This is a genomic window from Myxococcales bacterium, from assembly GCA_016699535.1.
Taxonomy (GTDB): domain Bacteria; phylum Myxococcota_A; class Polyangia; order Polyangiales.
In genome coordinates, this window is the sequence record CP064980.1 from 3,092,939 (window position 1) to 3,111,263 (window position 18,325).

Here is an 18,325-nt window from a genome sequence, read left to right on the forward strand (position 1 = left end):
AAAAGCAGAAAACCGGGAGATTTTACTCCCAGAACCAGCCCCTGAAATCGATCCAGGATCCCAGCAAATTCCGTAATATTATTGGCGACTTAGATGTGACACCGCGATTTTTCGCGAATTGCCGTCACGCAAAAAATCGCGGTGTTACATCTAACTGCATGGAATCATTGATGTAAATAAGGGTGATCCTGGAAAGGCTTGGAGAGGAGGCAGAGTTCTTGCCAGGCGGCGGAGGGGTGGACGGCGACGCGATGAGAGCTCGGGGAGCTGCTGGATGACGCATTTGTGTGAGTGGAGTTATGACGCTGGGCCGGTAGTTCGCAGCCTAGTAAAGCGCACAAGTCATCGACGATGGCTGCTGCGGCGTCTGGTTTTCCTAAAGCGCGGGCTGCGCTTGCCATGTTTTCCCGGAACGCGGTGTCTTTTAGTAGGGGCGCTAGCTTCGGAGGCAAGCACTCCTGCATCAAGACTGCTTTGCTCAATGCGCTCAGCTGCGCCGACTTGTTCCAACTCTTTTGCATTGACGTTTTGATGATCGTCCGCGGCAAAAGGATACGGAACTAGTACAGAGGCACGACCCACAGCGCAAAGTTCGGCTACGGTGGTCGCCCCAGCGCGGGCCACGATCACAGAAGCTTCCCGATACTGGCGCAAGACGTTTTCGACAAAGGGCAGCACCTCGGCTTCAATGCCCAATGCATTGTAGTGCTCTTGCACTTGAGCTTGCATGCTTTGGCCGCTTTGGTGCACGACGCAAAGATCATCGATGCCGTGTTCTTTTTTCAGAAGCGCCATCGCTTCCGGAAGCTGCTCGTTGAGCGCTTTCGCACCTTGCGAGCCACCAAAGACTACAATTTTATGACGCGCAGAACGAAAGCCTTGAGGGTCAGCTTTGGCCAGTCGCGCAGCATCCACAAACTCACGGCGCACTGGGTTACCAAGGACTCTGGCTTTGCGTTTTCCGAAAATAGCAGCAGTGCTTTGAAAGCTCAGATAGGCACGTTTTACAACTTTGCCCAACAAGCGATTGGTTAAACCAACATGCGCGTTTTGTTCGAGCAACGCTGTGGGTATACCCATTAGCGCCGCAACAAAGACCACAGGCCCGGAGGCGTAGCCGCCTACCCCAAGCACCACGCTGGGTTTGATCGAGCGAAGCAATCGAAACGCACGCCATAGCGAACGCGGCAAGCGAGTTAGACTTGCTGCAAAGCCAAGCAACGAGCGGCCTTTGAGTGATTCGACCTCGACGTACTCAAGTCGCTCACCTCGCTGAGGAAGCAAACGGTGCTCAATACCGCGTTTGGTTCCAACGAAGATCACTTCGATACCGGGAGAGCGTCGCCTCAACTCTTCAACGACGGCAATCCCGGGAAACAGATGCCCCCCTGTGCCTCCCCCTGCTACAACGAGACGTTCAATCATGTTTCCCTCCCCCATGGAAAACTAAATTTATTAATCATCTTCGCCCCCTTCGATGCCGCGTTTGCGCTTACCAATTTGTGAGCGCGAGACGCTCAATAAGATCCCCATAGCGGCGCAGCTCACTAAGAGTGACGAGCCGCCGTAACTGACAAAAGGCAGCGTCAGTCCCTTGGTAGGAAGCAGTCCCATCGCCACGGCAAGGTTTGTAAAAGCCTGAACGCCCAACAACAAGGTAATACCCGTTGCAAGATAAGTTCCGTAGTCATCGGCGGCACGAAAAGCGATGCGCAAACCGCGCCAGATGAGCAGAAGAAATACCACGACGACGAGCATGATGCCGATGAAGCCAAGTTCCTCGCCAATGATGGCACTCACAAAATCGGTGTGCGCTTCCGGCAAGAAAAACAGTTTTTGTTTGCCATCGCCAAGCCCCACGCCTTTAACACCTCCAGAGCCAAAGCTCATTAGCGATTCAGCAATTTGATAACCAGCATCGTAACGATGCTCAAATGGTTCCATGAAGGCTTGAATACGCCGCATGCGGTATGGTGAACTGGTGACCAGCAAATACACCACCGGCAAGGCAAGCAATCCGGCACCAAGGATGTAGCCGAGTTTCGCCCCGGCCGCGAACAGCATAATGAAGGTCAGCACGCCCAGCATCACCGCTCCGCCAAAATCCGGCTGGCGCAAACAAAGCAGCATAAACGCGCCTGCGACCAACACATGTGGCAAAAAGCCAATGGAAAAACTCTTGATGTGCTCGGCCTTTTTTGAAAGCGAGTACGAAAGCCAAAGGATCAAAGCAATCTTAGCAATTTCCGAAGGCTGAATATTGATCGGACCCAAATGAATCCAGCGCGAAGCGCCACCCGCGCTGCGACCCAGGCCCATCGTGACCGCCAACAAAAGCAGAGCCGAGCCAATAAGCGCGGGATAGGTTAGAAGTCGCAGTTTATGATAGTCAAAGCGCGCGACTAAAAACATCACTCCGATTCCCATGGTGGCGTAGATGACTTGGCGAATCAGGAAAAACTGTCCGCTTCCATAGCGCTGCGATGCAAAGACCGCGCTTGCGCTGTAAACCATCACAATACCGAAAGCCATCAGGCTCACCACTAAACCAGCAAGCAAGCCGTCGAAAGGAACGGTCACAAGACCAGGCACGGCCTTTTTCTTTTTCGCGCTGCGCCCTGCGTAACGGTATCCCATAGCTCTCAGTTCCATTAAGCCGACTCCTTTTGTAAACCCATGGCAGCTTGCTCAAAGGCCTCACCGCGCTCGACATAGGAATGAAACATGTCGTAACTTGAACAGGCTGGCGCGAGCAGTACCGTATCGCCCGCTTCGGCTATTTCCGATGCATGAACAACCGCTTGTCTCATCGAATCAACACGCCGAACGACTAAAGGACTTGCAGCGAAAGCTTCGGTCATCTGTTCCGCGGCCTCGCCTATCAAAACAACCGCACGGCCTTTTCGATTCATACTTTGCACAAGCGGTGCATAGTCGCTGCCTTTGTGCTTGCCGCCCGCAATAAGCACAATGCGCCCTTCGCTATCGGAAAGGCCATCGATCGAGGCTACCGCCGCCCCGACGTTGGTCGCTTTGCTGTCGTTGATGAAATCAACCCCGCGTAACGAAGCCACAAGCCGCATACGATGAGGCAGCCCTTTAAAGCTAACAAGACTTTGTTTTATCGCTTCAGGCGACACACCAAGATGGCGAGAAACGAGCCAAGAACATGCAGCATTTGTCATGTTATGAGCGCCTTTAATGCCAATTTTGTCATGCTCGAGGAATGCGCCTGTTTGGGTATCAAGCACTCGGCCGCCTTCGCTCCGTACTTCTCCATCGGGCGAACCAAAGAACGATGCTTTAGCCTGACCGTTTTGCGACAGCACGAGGCAGCCACTGTCGCCGGCAGGGAGTACGGCTAAATTAGAAGATGTTTGGTTTTCAAAAAGACGTGCCTTTGCAGCCACATAGGCATCAAACGAAGGATAGCGATCAAGATGATCCGGACTGAGGTTTGTAAGAACAGCGATGCTCGGATGAAAGCTTTCGATGCGCTCAAGCTGAAAACTCGATAACTCTACAACCACAAGACCGTCTTTGCTCGCTGCTGGACTTCCCACAACATCAAGGATCGGCCTTCCTAGATTGCCACCGACAAACACCGGCTTCATTAAGTGCTTAACCATGTTGCCGATTAAGGTGGTCACCGTGCTTTTGCCGTTGGTACCGCTAATCGCAACAATGGGCGCCTTGATGTACCAGCTTGCAAGCTCGACTTCGCTTACGATTTTCACGCCCTGCTCTTCAGCGATATCCAATTCCGCAAGAGGCGGCACGCCCGGAGAAAGGACGATCAGATCCATGTCTGACAAACGTTCAGCATCATGTCGGCCTAGCAAAAGCTCTGCGCCTCGCTCGCTAAACTCACGTAACTCGTCGCCGAAATGAGACGCCGGGGCACTATCATTGGCCAGCACAGTAGCGCCTTGGGCGAGCAGAAAACGCGTTGCGGCTTTACCGCTTGCGCCGAGTCCCACTACCGCCACTTTTGCTCCCCTTAACTGCACGCCCTACCTCAACTTCAGTGTTGCCAAGCTCGCCAGCGCGAGCATGATGCTAATGATCCAGAAGCGCACGATGACTTTGGGCTCCGCCCAGCCCTTTTTTTCAAAGTGATGATGAATCGGCGCCATCAAAAAAATACGTTTTCCGGTCAGCTTGAACGAAGCCACTTGCCCAATGACGCTAACAGCCTCTGTTACAAAAATTCCGCCAAGCAGAATCGAAAGCACTTCGTTTTTGGTTAGCACCGCTAAAGTACCAAGACCTGCACCCAGAGCAAGCGAGCCCACATCGCCCATAAACACTTGGGCCGGATAAGTATTAAACCAAAGAAACCCTACCCCCGCGCCAATCATTGCGCCGCAATACACCGCAAGCTCACCAGCGCTATGTATCGCAGGAATATCGAGGTAGCGCGCGATAGGGACTCGGAATAAAATCGCACCCGCAAGATACGCAAGAATCATGTAGGTGCCTGCGTTGATCATCACGGGCCCTATGGCTAAACCATCGAGGCCGTCGGTAAGATTAACCGCATTGGATGTGCCAACGATGACCAGACCGGCAAAAATAACGTAGAGCCAGGCAGGAATGCTGAAGGGGTAACGTTCAAACGCCACAAAAGGCAACGCCAAACGCTCGCGCAGCGCAAGCCAATCTTCGGGCAAACCCTTTTGCGCGTACCAAAGAAAGGCAGCGACACCAAAAGCTATCGCAAATTGCGACAGGAGCTTCATACGTGCAGAAACACCTTTGCTGTTTTTGAAGCGGATTTTCAAAGCATCGTCGATGTAGCCAATCGCGCCAAAGCCAACTGTAACGGCCATCACAACCCACACCATCGTGTTTGACGGATTTGCCCACAGCGCGGTTGAAAAGATCAACGCGAGCAGAACAAGCGCGCCGCCCATGGTCGGTGTGCCCGCTTTGGATAAATGCGATTCAGGACCATCTTCACGTATGACTTGGCCGATTTGTCGAGACTGAAGCTTGCGAATGAACCATGGATAGAGGCCAAAAGTAAGCACCATCGCTGTCATGGTTGATGCCAAAACCCGAAACGGTACGTAACGAAGAACGTTCAAGAAGGAGAACGCATCATGCTGAGCCAGGGGATAAAGAAGATAGTAGATCATGCGTTATCTGCCTCTATCATGGCCTTTACGATGCGCTCCATTTGCATGGCTCTTGAACCCTTGATCAAAATGACGTCCCTCTCTTGAAGTTTCTCCACGACGGGCGCGACAGCATCGAGCGCATTGTTGATAGAGATGGCTTGAGTCGGAGCGGCAAGGCCTGTGGTTTCTGATGAACTTTCAACCGCAACTTTCATTTCAGGGCCAAAGCCCACAAACATCATCGCAGAGACCGCGACAACGTGACGGCCAACTTTTCGATGTTCAGCTTTCGAGCGCTCCCCAAGCTCTTTCATGTCACCCAACACAACAAAAAGTCGCCCTTTGATGGTCTGAGCGATTTCCGAAGCGGTATCGAGTGCAAGAGACATCGCTGCAGGCGATGCGTTATAGGTATCGTCAATCAACAGTGATCTTTTAGGGCCGCGTCGAAGGTTGAAACGGTGGGGCGCACCAGGAATGTCATTGAGAACCTTTGCTATAATCTTAATTGCTTTTGGCACCGCCTTGGGGTCGGTGGCGGTAACCATTTCGGTAACCAAGGCCACCACAGCGGCTGCATTCATAGCAGCACCCTCGCCCAACTGCCGCATCTGCAGTGGAATCTCATGATTGATCTTGCTAAGCGCAATGGTACATTCGTTACGAAGTGAGGGATTGATGTGCTGAGCACGCAACTGCACATCACCGCTGTCTTGAGAACCAAAGCGCACTAACCGCTCGGTCGCTAAACCTTCGATAAGCGTATCAAAATACTCGCTGTCGCCATGGACCACAGCCAAGCCTTTCGGCGAAAGCGCGCGCAACAAAGCCCCTTTTTCTTTGGCAATGCTTTGCTCGTCGCTCAAACCTTCGGTATGCACAGCTGAAACATTGGTAATCACGGCAGCATCGGGCTGCGCGATGCTCGCAAGCCGTTCCATCTCACCGGGCTGGTTAATGCCAAGTTCCACCACGGCTAGTTGATGTTTCTCGCTCAAGGCCAGCAAGGTCATGGGCAAACCAATCAGGTTATTCAAGTTGCCTTCGGTCTTATGAACCTTCTTGTACAAAGTTTTTAGTACTGCAGCAGCAAAGTCCTTGGTCATGGTTTTCCCGGCAGAGCCAGAAACGGCAACAACGTACCCACCCCATCTACGGCGATGGGCCGCGGCCAAATCACCCAAGGCTGCGATGCCATCAGGCACCTCAATCACTGCGATGTCTTTCGGTGCTTTCTCAGCCTGACTTACAATAACGGCTTTTGCTCCGGCCTTCACTGCTGTTTTGATATAGTCGTGGCCATCCATGCGCTCGCCTGCAATGGCGACAAACAAGTTGTTTGCTTTGACTGACCGGGTATCGGTGCTCACACCGACGATTTCGTCGTCCGCATTTCCACTCAACAAGGTGCCTTTGCAGATGGAACAGATTTCAGCAAGGCTAAATCGAACTTCGTTTACTGGGATGGGTGTTGCCATCTTATGCATCCTCCTCAACAAGAGCAGAGTCTGCTTCTTTTATTGCCTCAAAGTCGCTAAAATGTCGCCTTTGTTGCCCAATGATTTGGTAATCTTCATGGCCTTTGCCCGCCACCAAGAGCACATCCCCAGAGCTCGCCGCTTCCAATGCAACGGCAACGGCTTCGCGACGATCCGGTATGCAAGCGTAGGCGCGAGCAGAACTTTTCAGCTGACTCGCCTGCACTTTTTCGAGTTCACCGGCACGACGAAGTCCAGTTTCGATCTGCTCAATAATGCGATCCGGATCTTCGCTTCGGGGATTGTCGTTGCTTAGCACGATAAGATCCGCATACTTTGCAGCAACCTCGCCCATAAGAGAGCGCTTGTCTTGATCGCGATCGCCACCACAGCCAAACACAAGCAGTATCCGAGCCTTGGCGACTTTTCGAAGCGCACGCAGCGCCGAGCTTAACGCGTCCGGCGTATGCGCGTAGTCCACAAAGGTTAGAATTTGCTTCTTCGTCTTAACAGGCTGCAAGCGGCCCGGAACAATCTCGAGCTGCTCTATCCCCTGAACTGATTTCTCAAGGTCCAAACCAAGAGCATGACAGCATGCTAGCGAAAGCAGTAAATTGTAGGCATTGTGCTCGCCAATGAGACGACTGTGTATGGCAAGCTCACCTTTCGGCGTACGAATTTCCATCGACACCCCTGAGCTAGAACATGTCAAACGTCTGCAAAAAAACTCAGTATCTTCGTTGCGAAACGAACAGCGAATCAATTTCCCCGGATACAAATCAGCAATACGCTTCCCGTATTCATCGTCGATATTAATTGCACCGTACTCGGGCCGTAGGTCTAAGAACAAACGCGCTTTGCTTTGAAAGTACTCTTCCAGCGATTTGTGAAAGTCCAGATGATCCTGACTTAGATTAAGGAAAGCAGCGACTTTAAAATCAAGCGCATCAACGCGGTGAAGCGCTAGAGCGTGACTTGAGACCTCAAGAAGCAAGTGTGTCGCTCCACGGTCAAGCACCGCACGCGCAAAGCGCGAAATGTCATCAGCTTCCGGAGTGGTGTGATTAGCATCGTAGCGCAGCCCTACTCCACGGTATTCGATAGTGCCCATCACTGCCGGAAGGGCAGCGTTCGCAAAGACAGCTGCTTCGAGAAGATAACTTAAGGTCGTTTTGCCGTTTGTGCCCGTGATGCCCGCAACAGACAAGCTCGATGATGGATGAGCAAAATGCTTCTCCGCTACTTTACCGAGCGCGATGCGAGCATCGTGTGCAACAGCAAGAGGAACATGACACTCAAAGGCATGGTCCGCTAGAACAGCAGCCGCACCACGCGTAATAGCGTCTTGAACAAAGCGTGATCCATCTTGCATCTGCCCCTTTAGCGCCACGAAAAGATGGTTTTTTAAAACCCGACGTGAATCATGCTGCACATCAACAAAACGCACGCTTGGATCTCCCACGATGCTATGAACTAAGCCTGCATCCTTCAAGCTTTGAAGTGAGGTCGAAGGCACCATACGCTAGCCCCCCTGCCCTGTTTTCACGTAGTCAGGTTCGGCAAGTTCAACTTGCAAACGCGATCCGGGAACGACAAGAGCTCCAGCTTGCGGCTGCTGAGAACTCACCACGCCAGAGCCCGACAATGTTAGCTCAAGATTGGAACGGTAGGTCATGACAATCGCCGCGCGTGCACTCTTGCCTATCAAATAAGGCACAGTGGTTTGCTCTTGAAGTGTGGACGATGCGTTGTTGCTTTTAAGGTACGATGCCGGAATGATACCTGGAAGCATATCCGTGTCTTGCCGTGTATCTTTTCGCTTCGCTCCTTTATGTGCTGCAAGAAGCGTTTTGCTTCTGCCGTCGGACGGAACACCCAAGTGATGAAGCGCGGCGAGCTTAACGCGGCGAAACACAGGCGCAGCGACCGTCCCGCCCGTATGCTCAACAGTGGGCTCATCAATCACCACAACAATGGCAAGACGAGGGTTGTTTGCGGGAACGAAGCCTGCAAACGATGCGATCCATTTGTTTCGCGCATAGCCGCCTGCAATGTAGTCGGCCTTTTGTGCCGTACCGGTTTTCCCTGCTACTTCATAGCCATCGATGGCAGCTTCAACACCTGTACCCTCTTCGGACGCCACTTCCTTCAACATGCGAGCAACACGATTTGCAGCCCAACCTGCCACAGCAACCCGGCGCAACTCAGTCTTGTTCTCCTCAAGAAGCTCGCCGCGCGCGCTTTGAACCCGTTTGATGAGCACGGGTTTCAAAAGCTTTCCGCCATTGGCGATAGCACTGGTCGCCACAGCAAGTTGGATAGCCGTGGCACTCATACCTTGGCCAAAAGGCACAGTGGCAGCATCCATGTCATACCATTTGCTGTAATGCCTTAAAATACCTTGCGCTTCGCCCGGTAGACCGACATCGGTCTTTTCGCCGAAACCATAGCGCCTCAAGGAGCGAAACATCCGTGCCTTTCCCATCGAAAGACCAATACGCGAAATCCCAATATTGCTGGAATGTACCAAAATTTCAGTTGGCGTTAGCCTGCCCCATTTATGGGTGTCGTGAATGATAAACTCACCGATTTGTAAAAGTCCCTGGCCGCAATCGATTCGTTGATTGGGTCGGATCGCGCCACTCTCAAGAGCACTCGCCACGGTAAACATCTTAACCGTCGAACCTGGCTCAAAGCGGTCTGTGACTGCCCGGTTCCGTCGGTTGGCCGGCGGAGACTCACCTGGGTCATTGGGATTGTAACTGGGGTAGTTGGCCATGGCCAACACATCCCCATTATGGGGATCCATGACAACAACACTACCCGCTCGCGCCTCATAGTGCTGCACGGCATAGGCAAGCTCTTGTTCGGCGCGATGCTGAATGCTTTTGTCGAGACTGAGGACAATATCCTCACCCTGCGTTGCGCGATCATCAAGAAACTCTTCGGAGAACACAACCGAACCATGCCGATCGCGCGTCGCAGCGGTGCTTTCAATGCGCCCGCGCAAACGATCCTCTAAAGCAAGCTCAAGACCCTCGATACCTTTGCCATCCACATTGGCAAAGCCCAAGAGATGTGAAGCCAGCTCACGGTTCGGATAAAAGCGTCGCGCTTCTTTGGACATGGCAACGCCTGGCAATTTCAGTTGCTTGATCGCAGCTGCTTGCCTGGGAGTGATATGCCTTCTTATCCAGACAAAATAGCGATCGGATGAAAGCCTTTGATGAATGCGCTTTGCATCCAAAGCGGGCAGAACGCTTCGCAGTTGAGCCGTTACCGCGGCAGGGGTTGCTCCCTGCTTTTTTAGTAAGCGCGGATTGGCCCACACGCTATCGACTTCAACGCTCACAGCCAGTTCAGCGCCGTTTCGATCGTATATGGTACCTCGCTTTGGCGCGAGCCTAAGACTGAGTTGATGCTGCTCCTCCGCCATCTTAGCGAGCGGACTAGCAGCTTCGACCTGAAGCTCCCAAGCACGCCGGACAACCGTGCCCACTCCCACCAGCAGCAACAAAAGCATGATGGATACCCGCAACCGAATCCATTTTGCACGACGCTCAGGAAGGTTTTTCACCTCGCCGCTCCTGTATTCGCTGCGATTCGGGTGGCATCCATGGAAACCACGCGATTGGGTTTGGCCGTTTCCATGCCAAGTAATTGGGTAGCCAGAAATTCAATCCGAGGGGTTTGCCTCAGCGTCGCCGCTTCAAGTGACAAAGTTCGGCGTTGTTCTAGGAGCCGACGTTGTACTTTGCGTGCATTGCCAACTTCATAGCCGAGACGCACCGTTTCAAAGCGCAAAGCCAAATGCACAACGAATGCTGCAGAACTTGCGATCACTGCAACGGACCATAGGGTAAGAAAACGTCGTTTCATTGTACCACCTCCGCAGCACTTACTCTTTTGGCTGCGCGCATTTTTGCGCTCCTCGAACGAGGATTATCTTTGGTTTCACTAAGCGAAGCGGTAAGCGGTTTTTTTGTAAGCGGCTGCCAACGACTTTTGTCGCGGAAGGCATATTTAACCATGCGGTCTTCTAAGGAATGAAAACTGATCACGACGGCTATTCCCCCAGGAGCAATACAATCCGGCAACACTTCAAGAAGCTCGGAGAGCTGCTCAAGCTCTTGATTCACCACAATGCGCAACGCTTGAAAAGTTCGCGTTGCTGGATGGATACGACTACCGGGTGGGCGACCTATTGCACGGAGCACGATATTTGCCAGTTGTGTCGTTGTTTCAATCGGGCTTTCACGCTTCGCCTGACAAATAGCCCGAGCAATACGTCGCGAGCGATGCTCCTCGCCGTATTTGTAAAGAAGGTTGGCAAGATCTTTTTCTGAAGTTTGGACTAACAACTCAGAGGCACTTAGCCCGAGCTCAGGGTTCATCCGCATATCGAGAGGACCTTCATGCTGAAAGGAAAAGCCACGCTCGGCAGCGTCGAGTTGAAGCGAGCTCACTCCTAAATCCGCCAACAAACCGTCCACAGGACAAACGCCGTGCTCTTGAAAAACCTGTTTAACGCTCGCAAAATCAGCATTAAAGAACTGCGTGCGCGCGCTGTAGGGGCTAAGTCGATCCTTTGCGAGCGCCAGCGCATCAGGGTCACGATCAAAAGCAATAAGCTTTCCAGAAGGGGCACTTGCCTCAAGGATAGCCTCTGAGTGGCCGCCTAGCCCAAGAGTGAGATCCGCATAGACCGCGCCATCCCGTACACTTAACGCAGCGAGACACTCATCGAGCATCACAGGAATATGCGCTTGCTCGCTTTGCGTCATCATAGTCCCAGCTCCGAAAGGCGTGCCGCCATGATCTGACGTTGCTCGGCATCGTCAAGCACTTCAGTTTGAAGTTTATCGAACTCCGCTTTGGACCATAGCTCGACGTGCTTTCCCATGCCCGCCCATAACGCTTTGCGTTTGAGCTTCGCATGGTCACGCAAGGATGCTGGGATTAAAAGACGCCCAAGTTTATCGAGCTCACACTCGACTGCTCCGGATACGTAGATACGTCGAAGCATAGCGACGCTTCGATCGAACTTTGGCAATTGCGAAAGACGCTCTTCGAACGCCATCCATTCACTTAGGGGATAAGCAACCAAACAGGATTCAAGACCTGCAGTGATCACAAGTCGACTTTCGCCGTTAGCACTAAGCAGTTCACGAAAACGCGAAGGAAGAGATGTTCTTCCCTTAGCATCAATCGTGTGTTCATAGCGTCCTCGAAACACTGCTTGGCTCACCTTCACCCGTTGGGCCCGTTTTGCCCAGAATAGGCACTAGTTACCACTTTTTACCACTTAGCTCTCCGAAACTACGGGCTTGCGGTACACGGTGTCAACTTCTTTTTGCCCTTCGATCAGCATCTGATCGCCTTTGTTTTTAGTTGGAAAATAAAAAGAACGCCACTTAGCGAGAAAGTAGCTTTAGGCTGCTCGCTTGTTCAGCTTATGCTCGTTAGAGCATGCGTGTAAAAAGCGTTCACTCCAATCACATCTGGCATGACTAACAACACTGAACAAAATGATAGCGAGCAAATCCTCGATGCAACGCAAGAAGACAGTATGGATCTTGCTTGGACGCAAGTTCTTGAGCACTGGGAAGAGGACATTGCTCATCGACGTTTTATCGTACTGTGCCAAGCGACCGGCAAACTTTCCGAGGCCGGAAAACGCTACCGAAGTATAAAAGAAGCAGATCCTGCTCGAAGTGAACGCGCTTCAATGCAACTTGAACACGTCTTCGCTGCAGCCATGCAGGCTCTCGATGCATCCCGTGCCGACGCGATTAAGCCTTCGCACAATAGGATTACAGTTTTTGCATTGGGTGTTTTTCTCATGATGCTTTTTTTCGCCGTCTGGGCCTGGAGAAGGACCCTCTAAACGACGTGAGATCATGACACACGCACGAGAACGACATTTTATTAAGATCTTGCAAGCAACGCTTGAGAAAGAAAAGTATGAAAAAGTAGTGCTCGGCATCGGGGACGATGCAGCGGTACTTGGCTCGCTTGATAAACACCTCGTCTGTAGCGTTGATGTGCAAGTTGAACACGTGCATTTTAAGCAGTCCTATCTTAGCCATGAACAACTTGCATGGCGCGCTATGGCCGTAAGCGTAAGTGACCTTTCGGCAATGGCAGCCAAGCCTGTGGGAGCCCTGGTCTCCCTCATCTTGCCCGAGAGTACCAGTGACGAGACCATTCGTGCGCTCGCCGAAGGCTTACGAATGGCATCAGACGAGATGCAAATTCCTGTAGTCGGTGGCAATTTGTCGCGTGGTCGTAACATGTCCGTTTCTGTCACCGTGCTAGGCGAAAGCAATTCAAATGTACTGCGACGCTCCACTGCCAAAGTTGGTGACAAACTCTATTTAACGGGTCAGGTTGGAAGTGCCGCCTTGGGCCTAAAGGCACTACAGCAATCATCAACGCATCTTGACTTCAGAAAGTTTGTAGAACGCTGGCAGCGTCCCCCTGTCTATTTGAAAGAAATGGCAGCCGTCGCCCACATTGCGTCAGCAGCCATTGATTTGTCCGATGGACTCAACGATGCCCTGCAGCTCGTCACCGAATCATCCCATGTCGCTGCGACTGTCGCTTTGGAAAAACTCCCCTTTGATACCGGGTATCGTGAGGCCTGCGAAGCCCTTGACTGTGATCCCTTTGAGCTCGCCTTGTTGGGGGGCGAAGACTATGAGTTGCTTATCGCCTCGAAAGAGCATCCGTTACTAGAAAGCTTTGCAACCTGCATTGGCGATATTGTCGTCGGTGACAAAAACGTGATGTATACCTACAACGGAAGTGAGCAGCCCACGGTTAGGCAGGGTGACTTTGTTCACTTCGCTTAGTCACCCAGCGACCCAGAGATAGCTGTTTAGTAATCCCACACCAGCAAAGCATAGTTGCCCGCAGCCCGAAAAGCGTACGATCCAGAAGGAGTAACAATCATCGTAGACAGATCGCTGACTAATGCCGATCCGATGAGCTTTCGGGATGCGAGCAACTGAAGTTCGGCACCTGCCCCTATTTCAACAGAAGCACTTTCGATATCTGCGCCGACTTCAGCGATCGTTGTAGTCGCAGAAAGCTGTGGAGTAATCGTGAACTTCAACGGAAGGTCTCCAACGTTATATGCACGAAAAGGAACTGTGTTTGTGTCAGGTAAGGCGTAGAGAGTGCGCCAACGCAATTCAGCATCGTATCCGTTCTTGTCGAACTCATAAGTTTCCAACATTACCCTAGTCGAATTGTACATCGCGCACACCACCAACACCGGCTCTCCGTTCTGAAGCTCGGAAACAGTGCTAAGCTCAACCAATTTGTTTTGAATGCGAATTAGGCAATCGTGGTCATTGTCTTGGGGCCAAACAAATGGATCCGGGTCGAAACTTGGACCCTCATCAACTCTCGACACCACACGGCCCGTTTTTGCATCGTACTCAATTCCATCTATAAACCGTCTAAAAACATCGAGCTCATCTTCCTCAACACTTTCGTTGCCTTGCTCCGCAAGAGTAGCATCCATCTGGCGCACTAGTTCTAAACGAATCATCTCAAGTTGAGTTTCCGCCGCCGACAGCTCACCTTGGCGCAGTCGCTGTAGAATGGCATTTGAGATTTGTGCCAGTAAGCCTATCTCAAGAAGTTCAAACGACGAATGCTGAGGTCGCATCATATACCATGAGTCAAGCCCACGAATAGCAATTGCAGCTATTGCAAGGCCAGCCAACGAAAGCAGCGTGATAACTTTGGACCAACTTAGATCAGGTATCGAGAAACTTGCTAGTCCAACAGCTCCGAGTAGCGTTGCCGTTTGCCGGAGACTTTCGCCGAGCTCTGCAAAATCTATTTGAGACAGTAAAACCTGTTGGCCGGATTGAGCATGTTGGCCATTGACAGTAAGACAGCCAGAATCAACATAGCCCTCACGTGCACTGTTTTGAAGATTTGTTTGCGTATCTGCACTAACAAGCTCTTCGCGAATCTCATTGCTTCCGTAATCCTGAACAAGCTCTTTGTCGGGTTGAGCCGCAAAGCGCTGGCGAACAACGCAGCTACCCTCATTGCAAACTAATTCAGCGTTGCTTAAAGCTTCACCAAAATTTTCCCGCCCCTTTGCTTCTACATAGCTACGAAAAGGTTCACAAACATCAAAAGGATCCTCAGGGCTCCCTTCCCCGTTGTATGTTACTTTATCAACCCGAAATGGAAGTCCAACGAGAGCGCCTTCAAGTTCACCTAAGTCATTGGATTCTGGCTTCGCCGGCGCAAGTGAGCAAGCGACACTCCCGATACAGATAAGAGCTAGAAGTCGACCAAGAAAAGGCATGGCTATAAACGGAGCAAAAACAATGCCAACGGATATTTCGCTGCTTTCTGCGAATTTAGCATGTAGGATAACCAAGCCGCTGTGGATAGGATACCCCAGCACAGCAACACAATACCCGCACCATACGCATGCCGACTGAAGTGTGACCGATACCTTTGTTTAACTTTTAATAATGGTCACGGGACAATCGGCACCACGCATGACGCGTTCACTGACGCTACCAAGGATGATTCCATCTAAGGTAGCAACGCCCCGAGAACCCATCACAACCATAAAAGGTCTGCTCTTCTTCGCGTAGTTAATGAGTTCCACACTCGGAACTCCTTCAAGGGAAACATGACGGCGCAAAACTTTATGTTCTTTTAGTACTGCTTCGGCTCGTTCAAACGCGGTCTTTGTTGCTGCTGCCTTGGCACGCAATGAGTCTTCCTTAGAAAAAGCCACCACTCCACCAAAATTGATCCCAGGCGTATCATACGCGTAAACCAATTCGAGTTCTGCATCAAAGCGAGTCGCCAAGTCTGCGGCAAAACGCAAGGCGTTTTCACAACCAGCTGAACCATCAATGGGAACCATAATTTTTTGCATCGCTCGTCTCCTAGATTTCGGCTTCACCCGCGAACAACAAACACCGGCATTGTGGCATAGCGAAGAGTGCGCTCAGCAGTGCTGCCCAAAAAGAACTTTTTCAGATTTCCTTTGCCACTTGCACTCAACACGAGAAAAGAAGCATCGCGATGGGATGCATGCTCAGCCAGGGCATGCCCCGTTGTCTTATCGGAAGGAGTCTGCTTGAAGGTAGTTTTGGCGCTCGGAACAAGCAAAGCCTTTAGTTCATCAAGTTGTTGCTTGGCGTGATCGGCCCAAAGTTGATTCACAGGCTCGTCCAACTCGCGACTCAGCGGTGCACTGATGTGCACAAGCTCAATAGAAGCTTGCAATTTTTCCACAAAGGGTTGGACAAAAGAAATCGCTCTTTTGTTTTCATCGGAAAAATCGACACCAACAACCCACTTACACTTATGAAGCGCTGCAGGCAAAGTGGCATTGGGCGGCAGCGCTAGTACGGGTACATTACTGTGCCGAAGCACTGTGCTCGAAGTGCTGCCAAACACATGCTGAACCAACGGAGAGTGGCTCACGCTACTCGAACGCAACCCGAGAACAACAAACGCCGGCGGATGCTCCTTCGCATAGTCAAGAATGCCTGTACTTGCACGTTCGTTTCGAAACTCGACGCAACACTCAACACCTAGCTTTTGCACAACAGACTGCTCAAGCTTAAGTTGTTTTTCTGCAGCGTCACGACGTTCGGCCATGGTTTTGCGCATGGCTTCGATAGCAGGAAGCAAGGCCTGCGGAACATCTTCAGACGATTCGGCATCTGCAACACCCATAAAATGAAGCAAACAGAGCTTAACATCCAAAGCTTTGGCTAAGGTTGCCGCAAACTGCAGCCGTGTTTGGTTGTTTGCCGCCAAATCTGTAGGAAACAGCAGAGTGTTTTCAGACATTTGGCTAATTATATCGCATGCGAGAAAAAAGATTAAGCTGCCTTGCTATGACTCAGCATTATTATAAAAAGCAAGCCTAATCCACCTCTTTCTCACCTTTATCATTGACTGCACCACGAGGAGGAATGATCGTCGGTTCGTATTCGGATTCCGGATAACTCCGAACGCCAGTCCTTGCAGGATGAACCGCGCCAATTGGGACAGGTTCGAGGTCTCGATCAACCGGTTTTTCGTCAACACGAGCATTGCTACCGCCGCACCCGACTAACCAGCAAACAGCGAGCAGTGATCCCATCCGAATTTTTTTCATTCCTTTTGACATTAGCACAGCTTAACCTGGAAAAATACTTGGACGATGGTATAAACGAAAGAGATCAAACGGACTCAATGATAAGGTGTTTTTGATGACTTTTCCCTTACAAATTACATTTCGCGATATTCCACCCTCCGAAGCTCTTGAACAACGAATTCGAGAAAAAGCTGCTAAACTCGAAAAGTTTCATGACCGTATTCATCGCTGCCATGTCGTTATAGAAGCGCCACACCGGCACAAACACAAAGGCTTTCTTTACGAAGTTACCATAGACATAACGCTGCCAATATGCGAACTCTTGGCAAACCAAAGAAGCGGTACGAGTCCGGCACACGAAGATGCTTACGTAGCGGTACGTGACGCTTTCGATGCAGCAGCACGTCGGCTTGAGGACTACATCGAGAAGAAACGCACGCTAGAGCGGCAATCGTAGTTGTCCCTGGTCAGCCCCTGCTTTCTTCCAGCACTTCTAGCTTCACTTTTTTGCCTGGATAGCTGGGTTTCGACTGCGGGCAAGTGTCACCGACTGACCAGGTACATCTAAATTATATCGCCTTTGTCTGACGGTTTATCTGCGATGCGCTTTGTGCTTCGCGACAAAACGGTTGGCCCCACCAATAGTGCACCTAGGATGACCCACGGAATCATGCCGGCGGCGTGAACAAACACCGCAACCGCAGCAGCACGTGACTTAGGTGTATCCATCACAGACAACGCTGCAACCACGGCAAAATGATAGGTCCCTACATAGGCAGCTGCCGCCGGAAGTGCCGTTCCCACTGCCAAAAAGGCCAACAATAGAAAGCTCGCATACCACGGCACCTCGAGATCAAAAGCCAAGGTCCACACATGCAATGTCACTAAGCTAAACAACCAATAAAACACACTCAGTAAAATAACGTAGAACGCATCTTTCTTTTTCTTTAGGGCGCCAAGACCATCGAGTACTTGTTGCGCAATAGGCAAAATCAGCCGCTCAAGCTTTGCCCCCAGGAAAGAAAGCACATAGCGCACAACTTTCATAAACAACATTGACTGAAAAGTAGCGACAACAAGCACGCAACAACCTGCTGCAGCAATGGCCACTGCAAGCCAAACGCCTGGACCAAGCGCGCCAGAGCCAAGAGCCAAAGGAAGCACCCAAAGTGAAAAGGCAATCACCAGTGCCAGATCAATAACTCGCTCGACCGCAATAAGCGCAATGCTCAGCCCGGGAGAAAGGCCAGTGCGAAACGAAATGTAACCAGCCTTCAGGAACTCTCCTATTCGGGCCGGTAGCACAGCGTTGCCCAAATACCCAGCAAACACAGAACGCAATGCGTCTTTGAAACTGAAGGGGTGTTGCGTGCCCACAAGAATCTTGATCCGCAAGGCGATACACAAAAAGCCGAGGCCTGCACTAAGATAACTGAGCAAGAACACTCCCATTTTCACTTTTGTGGTCTGAGCCCAAAATGAATTGAAATCCACGCCTCTGAAAGTCGCAAAAAGAGCAACCACACTAACTAGAATCGAAATGAGTAGAGCAAAAACCTGGCGCTTAGGCAGTGAAAATTTCATAA

General features: G+C 51.3%; 18 protein-coding genes. 3 read left to right on the top strand and 15 right to left on the bottom strand.

Annotated elements, in window-relative coordinates:
• Positions 1 to 342 precede the first annotated feature (342 nt).
• Genes murG through mraZ form a run of 10 tightly spaced genes read right to left on the bottom strand, consistent with a single transcriptional unit; the run spans position 343 to position 11,849 of the window.
• Positions 343 to 1,425 (bottom strand): undecaprenyldiphospho-muramoylpentapeptide beta-N-acetylglucosaminyltransferase, encoded by a 1,083-nt coding sequence (gene murG / locus IPJ88_14645; GenBank protein QQR89423.1) that lies wholly within the window; start codon positions 1,423 to 1,425, stop codon positions 343 to 345.
• A gap of 30 nt (positions 1,426 to 1,455) precedes the next feature.
• Positions 1,456 to 2,637 (bottom strand): putative lipid II flippase FtsW, encoded by a 1,182-nt coding sequence (gene ftsW / locus IPJ88_14650; protein ID QQR92051.1) that lies wholly within the window; start codon positions 2,635 to 2,637, stop codon positions 1,456 to 1,458.
• Positions 2,638 to 2,651: 14 nt separating this feature from the next.
• Positions 2,652 to 3,989 carry a UDP-N-acetylmuramoyl-L-alanine--D-glutamate ligase gene (murD, locus tag IPJ88_14655; GenBank protein QQR89424.1) on the bottom strand — a complete coding sequence of 446 codons (1,338 nt, stop codon included), beginning with the start codon at positions 3,987 to 3,989 and terminating at the stop codon, positions 2,652 to 2,654.
• Positions 3,990 to 4,013: 24 nt separating this feature from the next.
• Positions 4,014 to 5,141: a phospho-N-acetylmuramoyl-pentapeptide-transferase gene (locus IPJ88_14660; protein QQR89425.1), complete on the bottom strand. Its 1,128-nt coding sequence runs from the start codon at positions 5,139 to 5,141 to the stop codon at positions 4,014 to 4,016.
• Positions 5,138 to 6,601: a UDP-N-acetylmuramoyl-tripeptide--D-alanyl-D-alanine ligase gene (locus tag IPJ88_14665; protein QQR89426.1), complete on the bottom strand. Its 1,464-nt coding sequence runs from the start codon at positions 6,599 to 6,601 to the stop codon at positions 5,138 to 5,140. Before IPJ88_14665 ends, IPJ88_14660 begins: the two co-directional genes overlap by 4 nt.
• A gap of 1 nt (position 6,602) precedes the next feature.
• Positions 6,603 to 8,120: a UDP-N-acetylmuramoyl-L-alanyl-D-glutamate--2,6-diaminopimelate ligase gene (locus IPJ88_14670; GenBank protein QQR89427.1), complete on the bottom strand. Its 1,518-nt coding sequence runs from the start codon at positions 8,118 to 8,120 to the stop codon at positions 6,603 to 6,605.
• Positions 8,121 to 8,123: 3 nt separating this feature from the next.
• Positions 8,124 to 10,178 (bottom strand): transpeptidase family protein, encoded by a 2,055-nt coding sequence (locus IPJ88_14675; GenBank protein ID QQR89428.1) that lies wholly within the window; start codon positions 10,176 to 10,178, stop codon positions 8,124 to 8,126.
• Entirely contained in the window at positions 10,175 to 10,480 is a 306-nt protein-coding gene (locus IPJ88_14680; protein QQR89429.1) for a cell division protein FtsL, read from the bottom strand. Before IPJ88_14680 ends, IPJ88_14675 begins: the two co-directional genes overlap by 4 nt.
• Complete coding sequence (rsmH, locus tag IPJ88_14685) at positions 10,477 to 11,385, bottom strand: 16S rRNA (cytosine(1402)-N(4))-methyltransferase RsmH (protein QQR92052.1); 909 nt, start codon at positions 11,383 to 11,385, stop codon at positions 10,477 to 10,479. The genes IPJ88_14680 and rsmH overlap by 4 nt, the downstream gene beginning before the upstream one ends.
• Entirely contained in the window at positions 11,385 to 11,849 is a 465-nt protein-coding gene (gene mraZ, locus IPJ88_14690) for a division/cell wall cluster transcriptional repressor MraZ (GenBank protein ID QQR89430.1), read from the bottom strand. Before mraZ ends, rsmH begins: the two co-directional genes overlap by 1 nt.
• 258 nt (positions 11,850 to 12,107) lie before the next feature.
• On the opposite strand from mraZ, the gene IPJ88_14695 reads away from it, so the two are divergent.
• Complete coding sequence (locus tag IPJ88_14695) at positions 12,108 to 12,488, top strand: hypothetical protein (protein ID QQR89431.1); 381 nt, start codon at positions 12,108 to 12,110, stop codon at positions 12,486 to 12,488.
• Between the two features lie 13 nt (positions 12,489 to 12,501).
• Positions 12,502 to 13,455 (top strand): thiamine-phosphate kinase, encoded by a 954-nt coding sequence (gene thiL / locus IPJ88_14700; protein ID QQR89432.1) that lies wholly within the window; start codon positions 12,502 to 12,504, stop codon positions 13,453 to 13,455.
• 26 nt (positions 13,456 to 13,481) lie between these two features.
• On the opposite strand, the gene IPJ88_14705 is transcribed toward thiL, so the two are convergent.
• The 4 genes from IPJ88_14705 to IPJ88_14720 form a co-directional block, all read right to left on the bottom strand.
• Positions 13,482 to 15,011 (bottom strand): hypothetical protein, encoded by a 1,530-nt coding sequence (locus tag IPJ88_14705; GenBank protein QQR89433.1) that lies wholly within the window; start codon positions 15,009 to 15,011, stop codon positions 13,482 to 13,484.
• Positions 15,012 to 15,095: 84 nt separating this feature from the next.
• On the bottom strand, positions 15,096 to 15,524 hold the full coding sequence (locus IPJ88_14710) for a universal stress protein (protein QQR89434.1): 429 nt from the start codon (positions 15,522 to 15,524) through the stop codon (positions 15,096 to 15,098).
• A 23-nt stretch (positions 15,525 to 15,547) separates the two neighbouring features.
• Positions 15,548 to 16,450: a universal stress protein gene (locus IPJ88_14715; GenBank protein ID QQR89435.1), complete on the bottom strand. Its 903-nt coding sequence runs from the start codon at positions 16,448 to 16,450 to the stop codon at positions 15,548 to 15,550.
• A 76-nt stretch (positions 16,451 to 16,526) separates the two neighbouring features.
• Positions 16,527 to 16,760, bottom strand: a complete 234-nt coding sequence (locus IPJ88_14720; GenBank protein QQR89436.1) for a hypothetical protein — start codon at positions 16,758 to 16,760, stop codon at positions 16,527 to 16,529.
• Between the two features lie 94 nt (positions 16,761 to 16,854).
• Here IPJ88_14720 and IPJ88_14725 point away from each other — a divergent pair, with 94 nt between their 5' ends.
• Positions 16,855 to 17,196, top strand: coding sequence for a ribosome-associated translation inhibitor RaiA (locus tag IPJ88_14725; protein ID QQR89437.1), 342 nt, complete (start codon positions 16,855 to 16,857; stop codon positions 17,194 to 17,196).
• Between the two features lie 107 nt (positions 17,197 to 17,303).
• Here IPJ88_14725 and IPJ88_14730 read toward each other — a convergent pair whose 3' ends face one another.
• Entirely contained in the window at positions 17,304 to 18,323 is a 1,020-nt protein-coding gene (locus tag IPJ88_14730; protein ID QQR89438.1) for a flippase-like domain-containing protein, read from the bottom strand.
• Positions 18,324 to 18,325 lie beyond the last annotated feature (2 nt).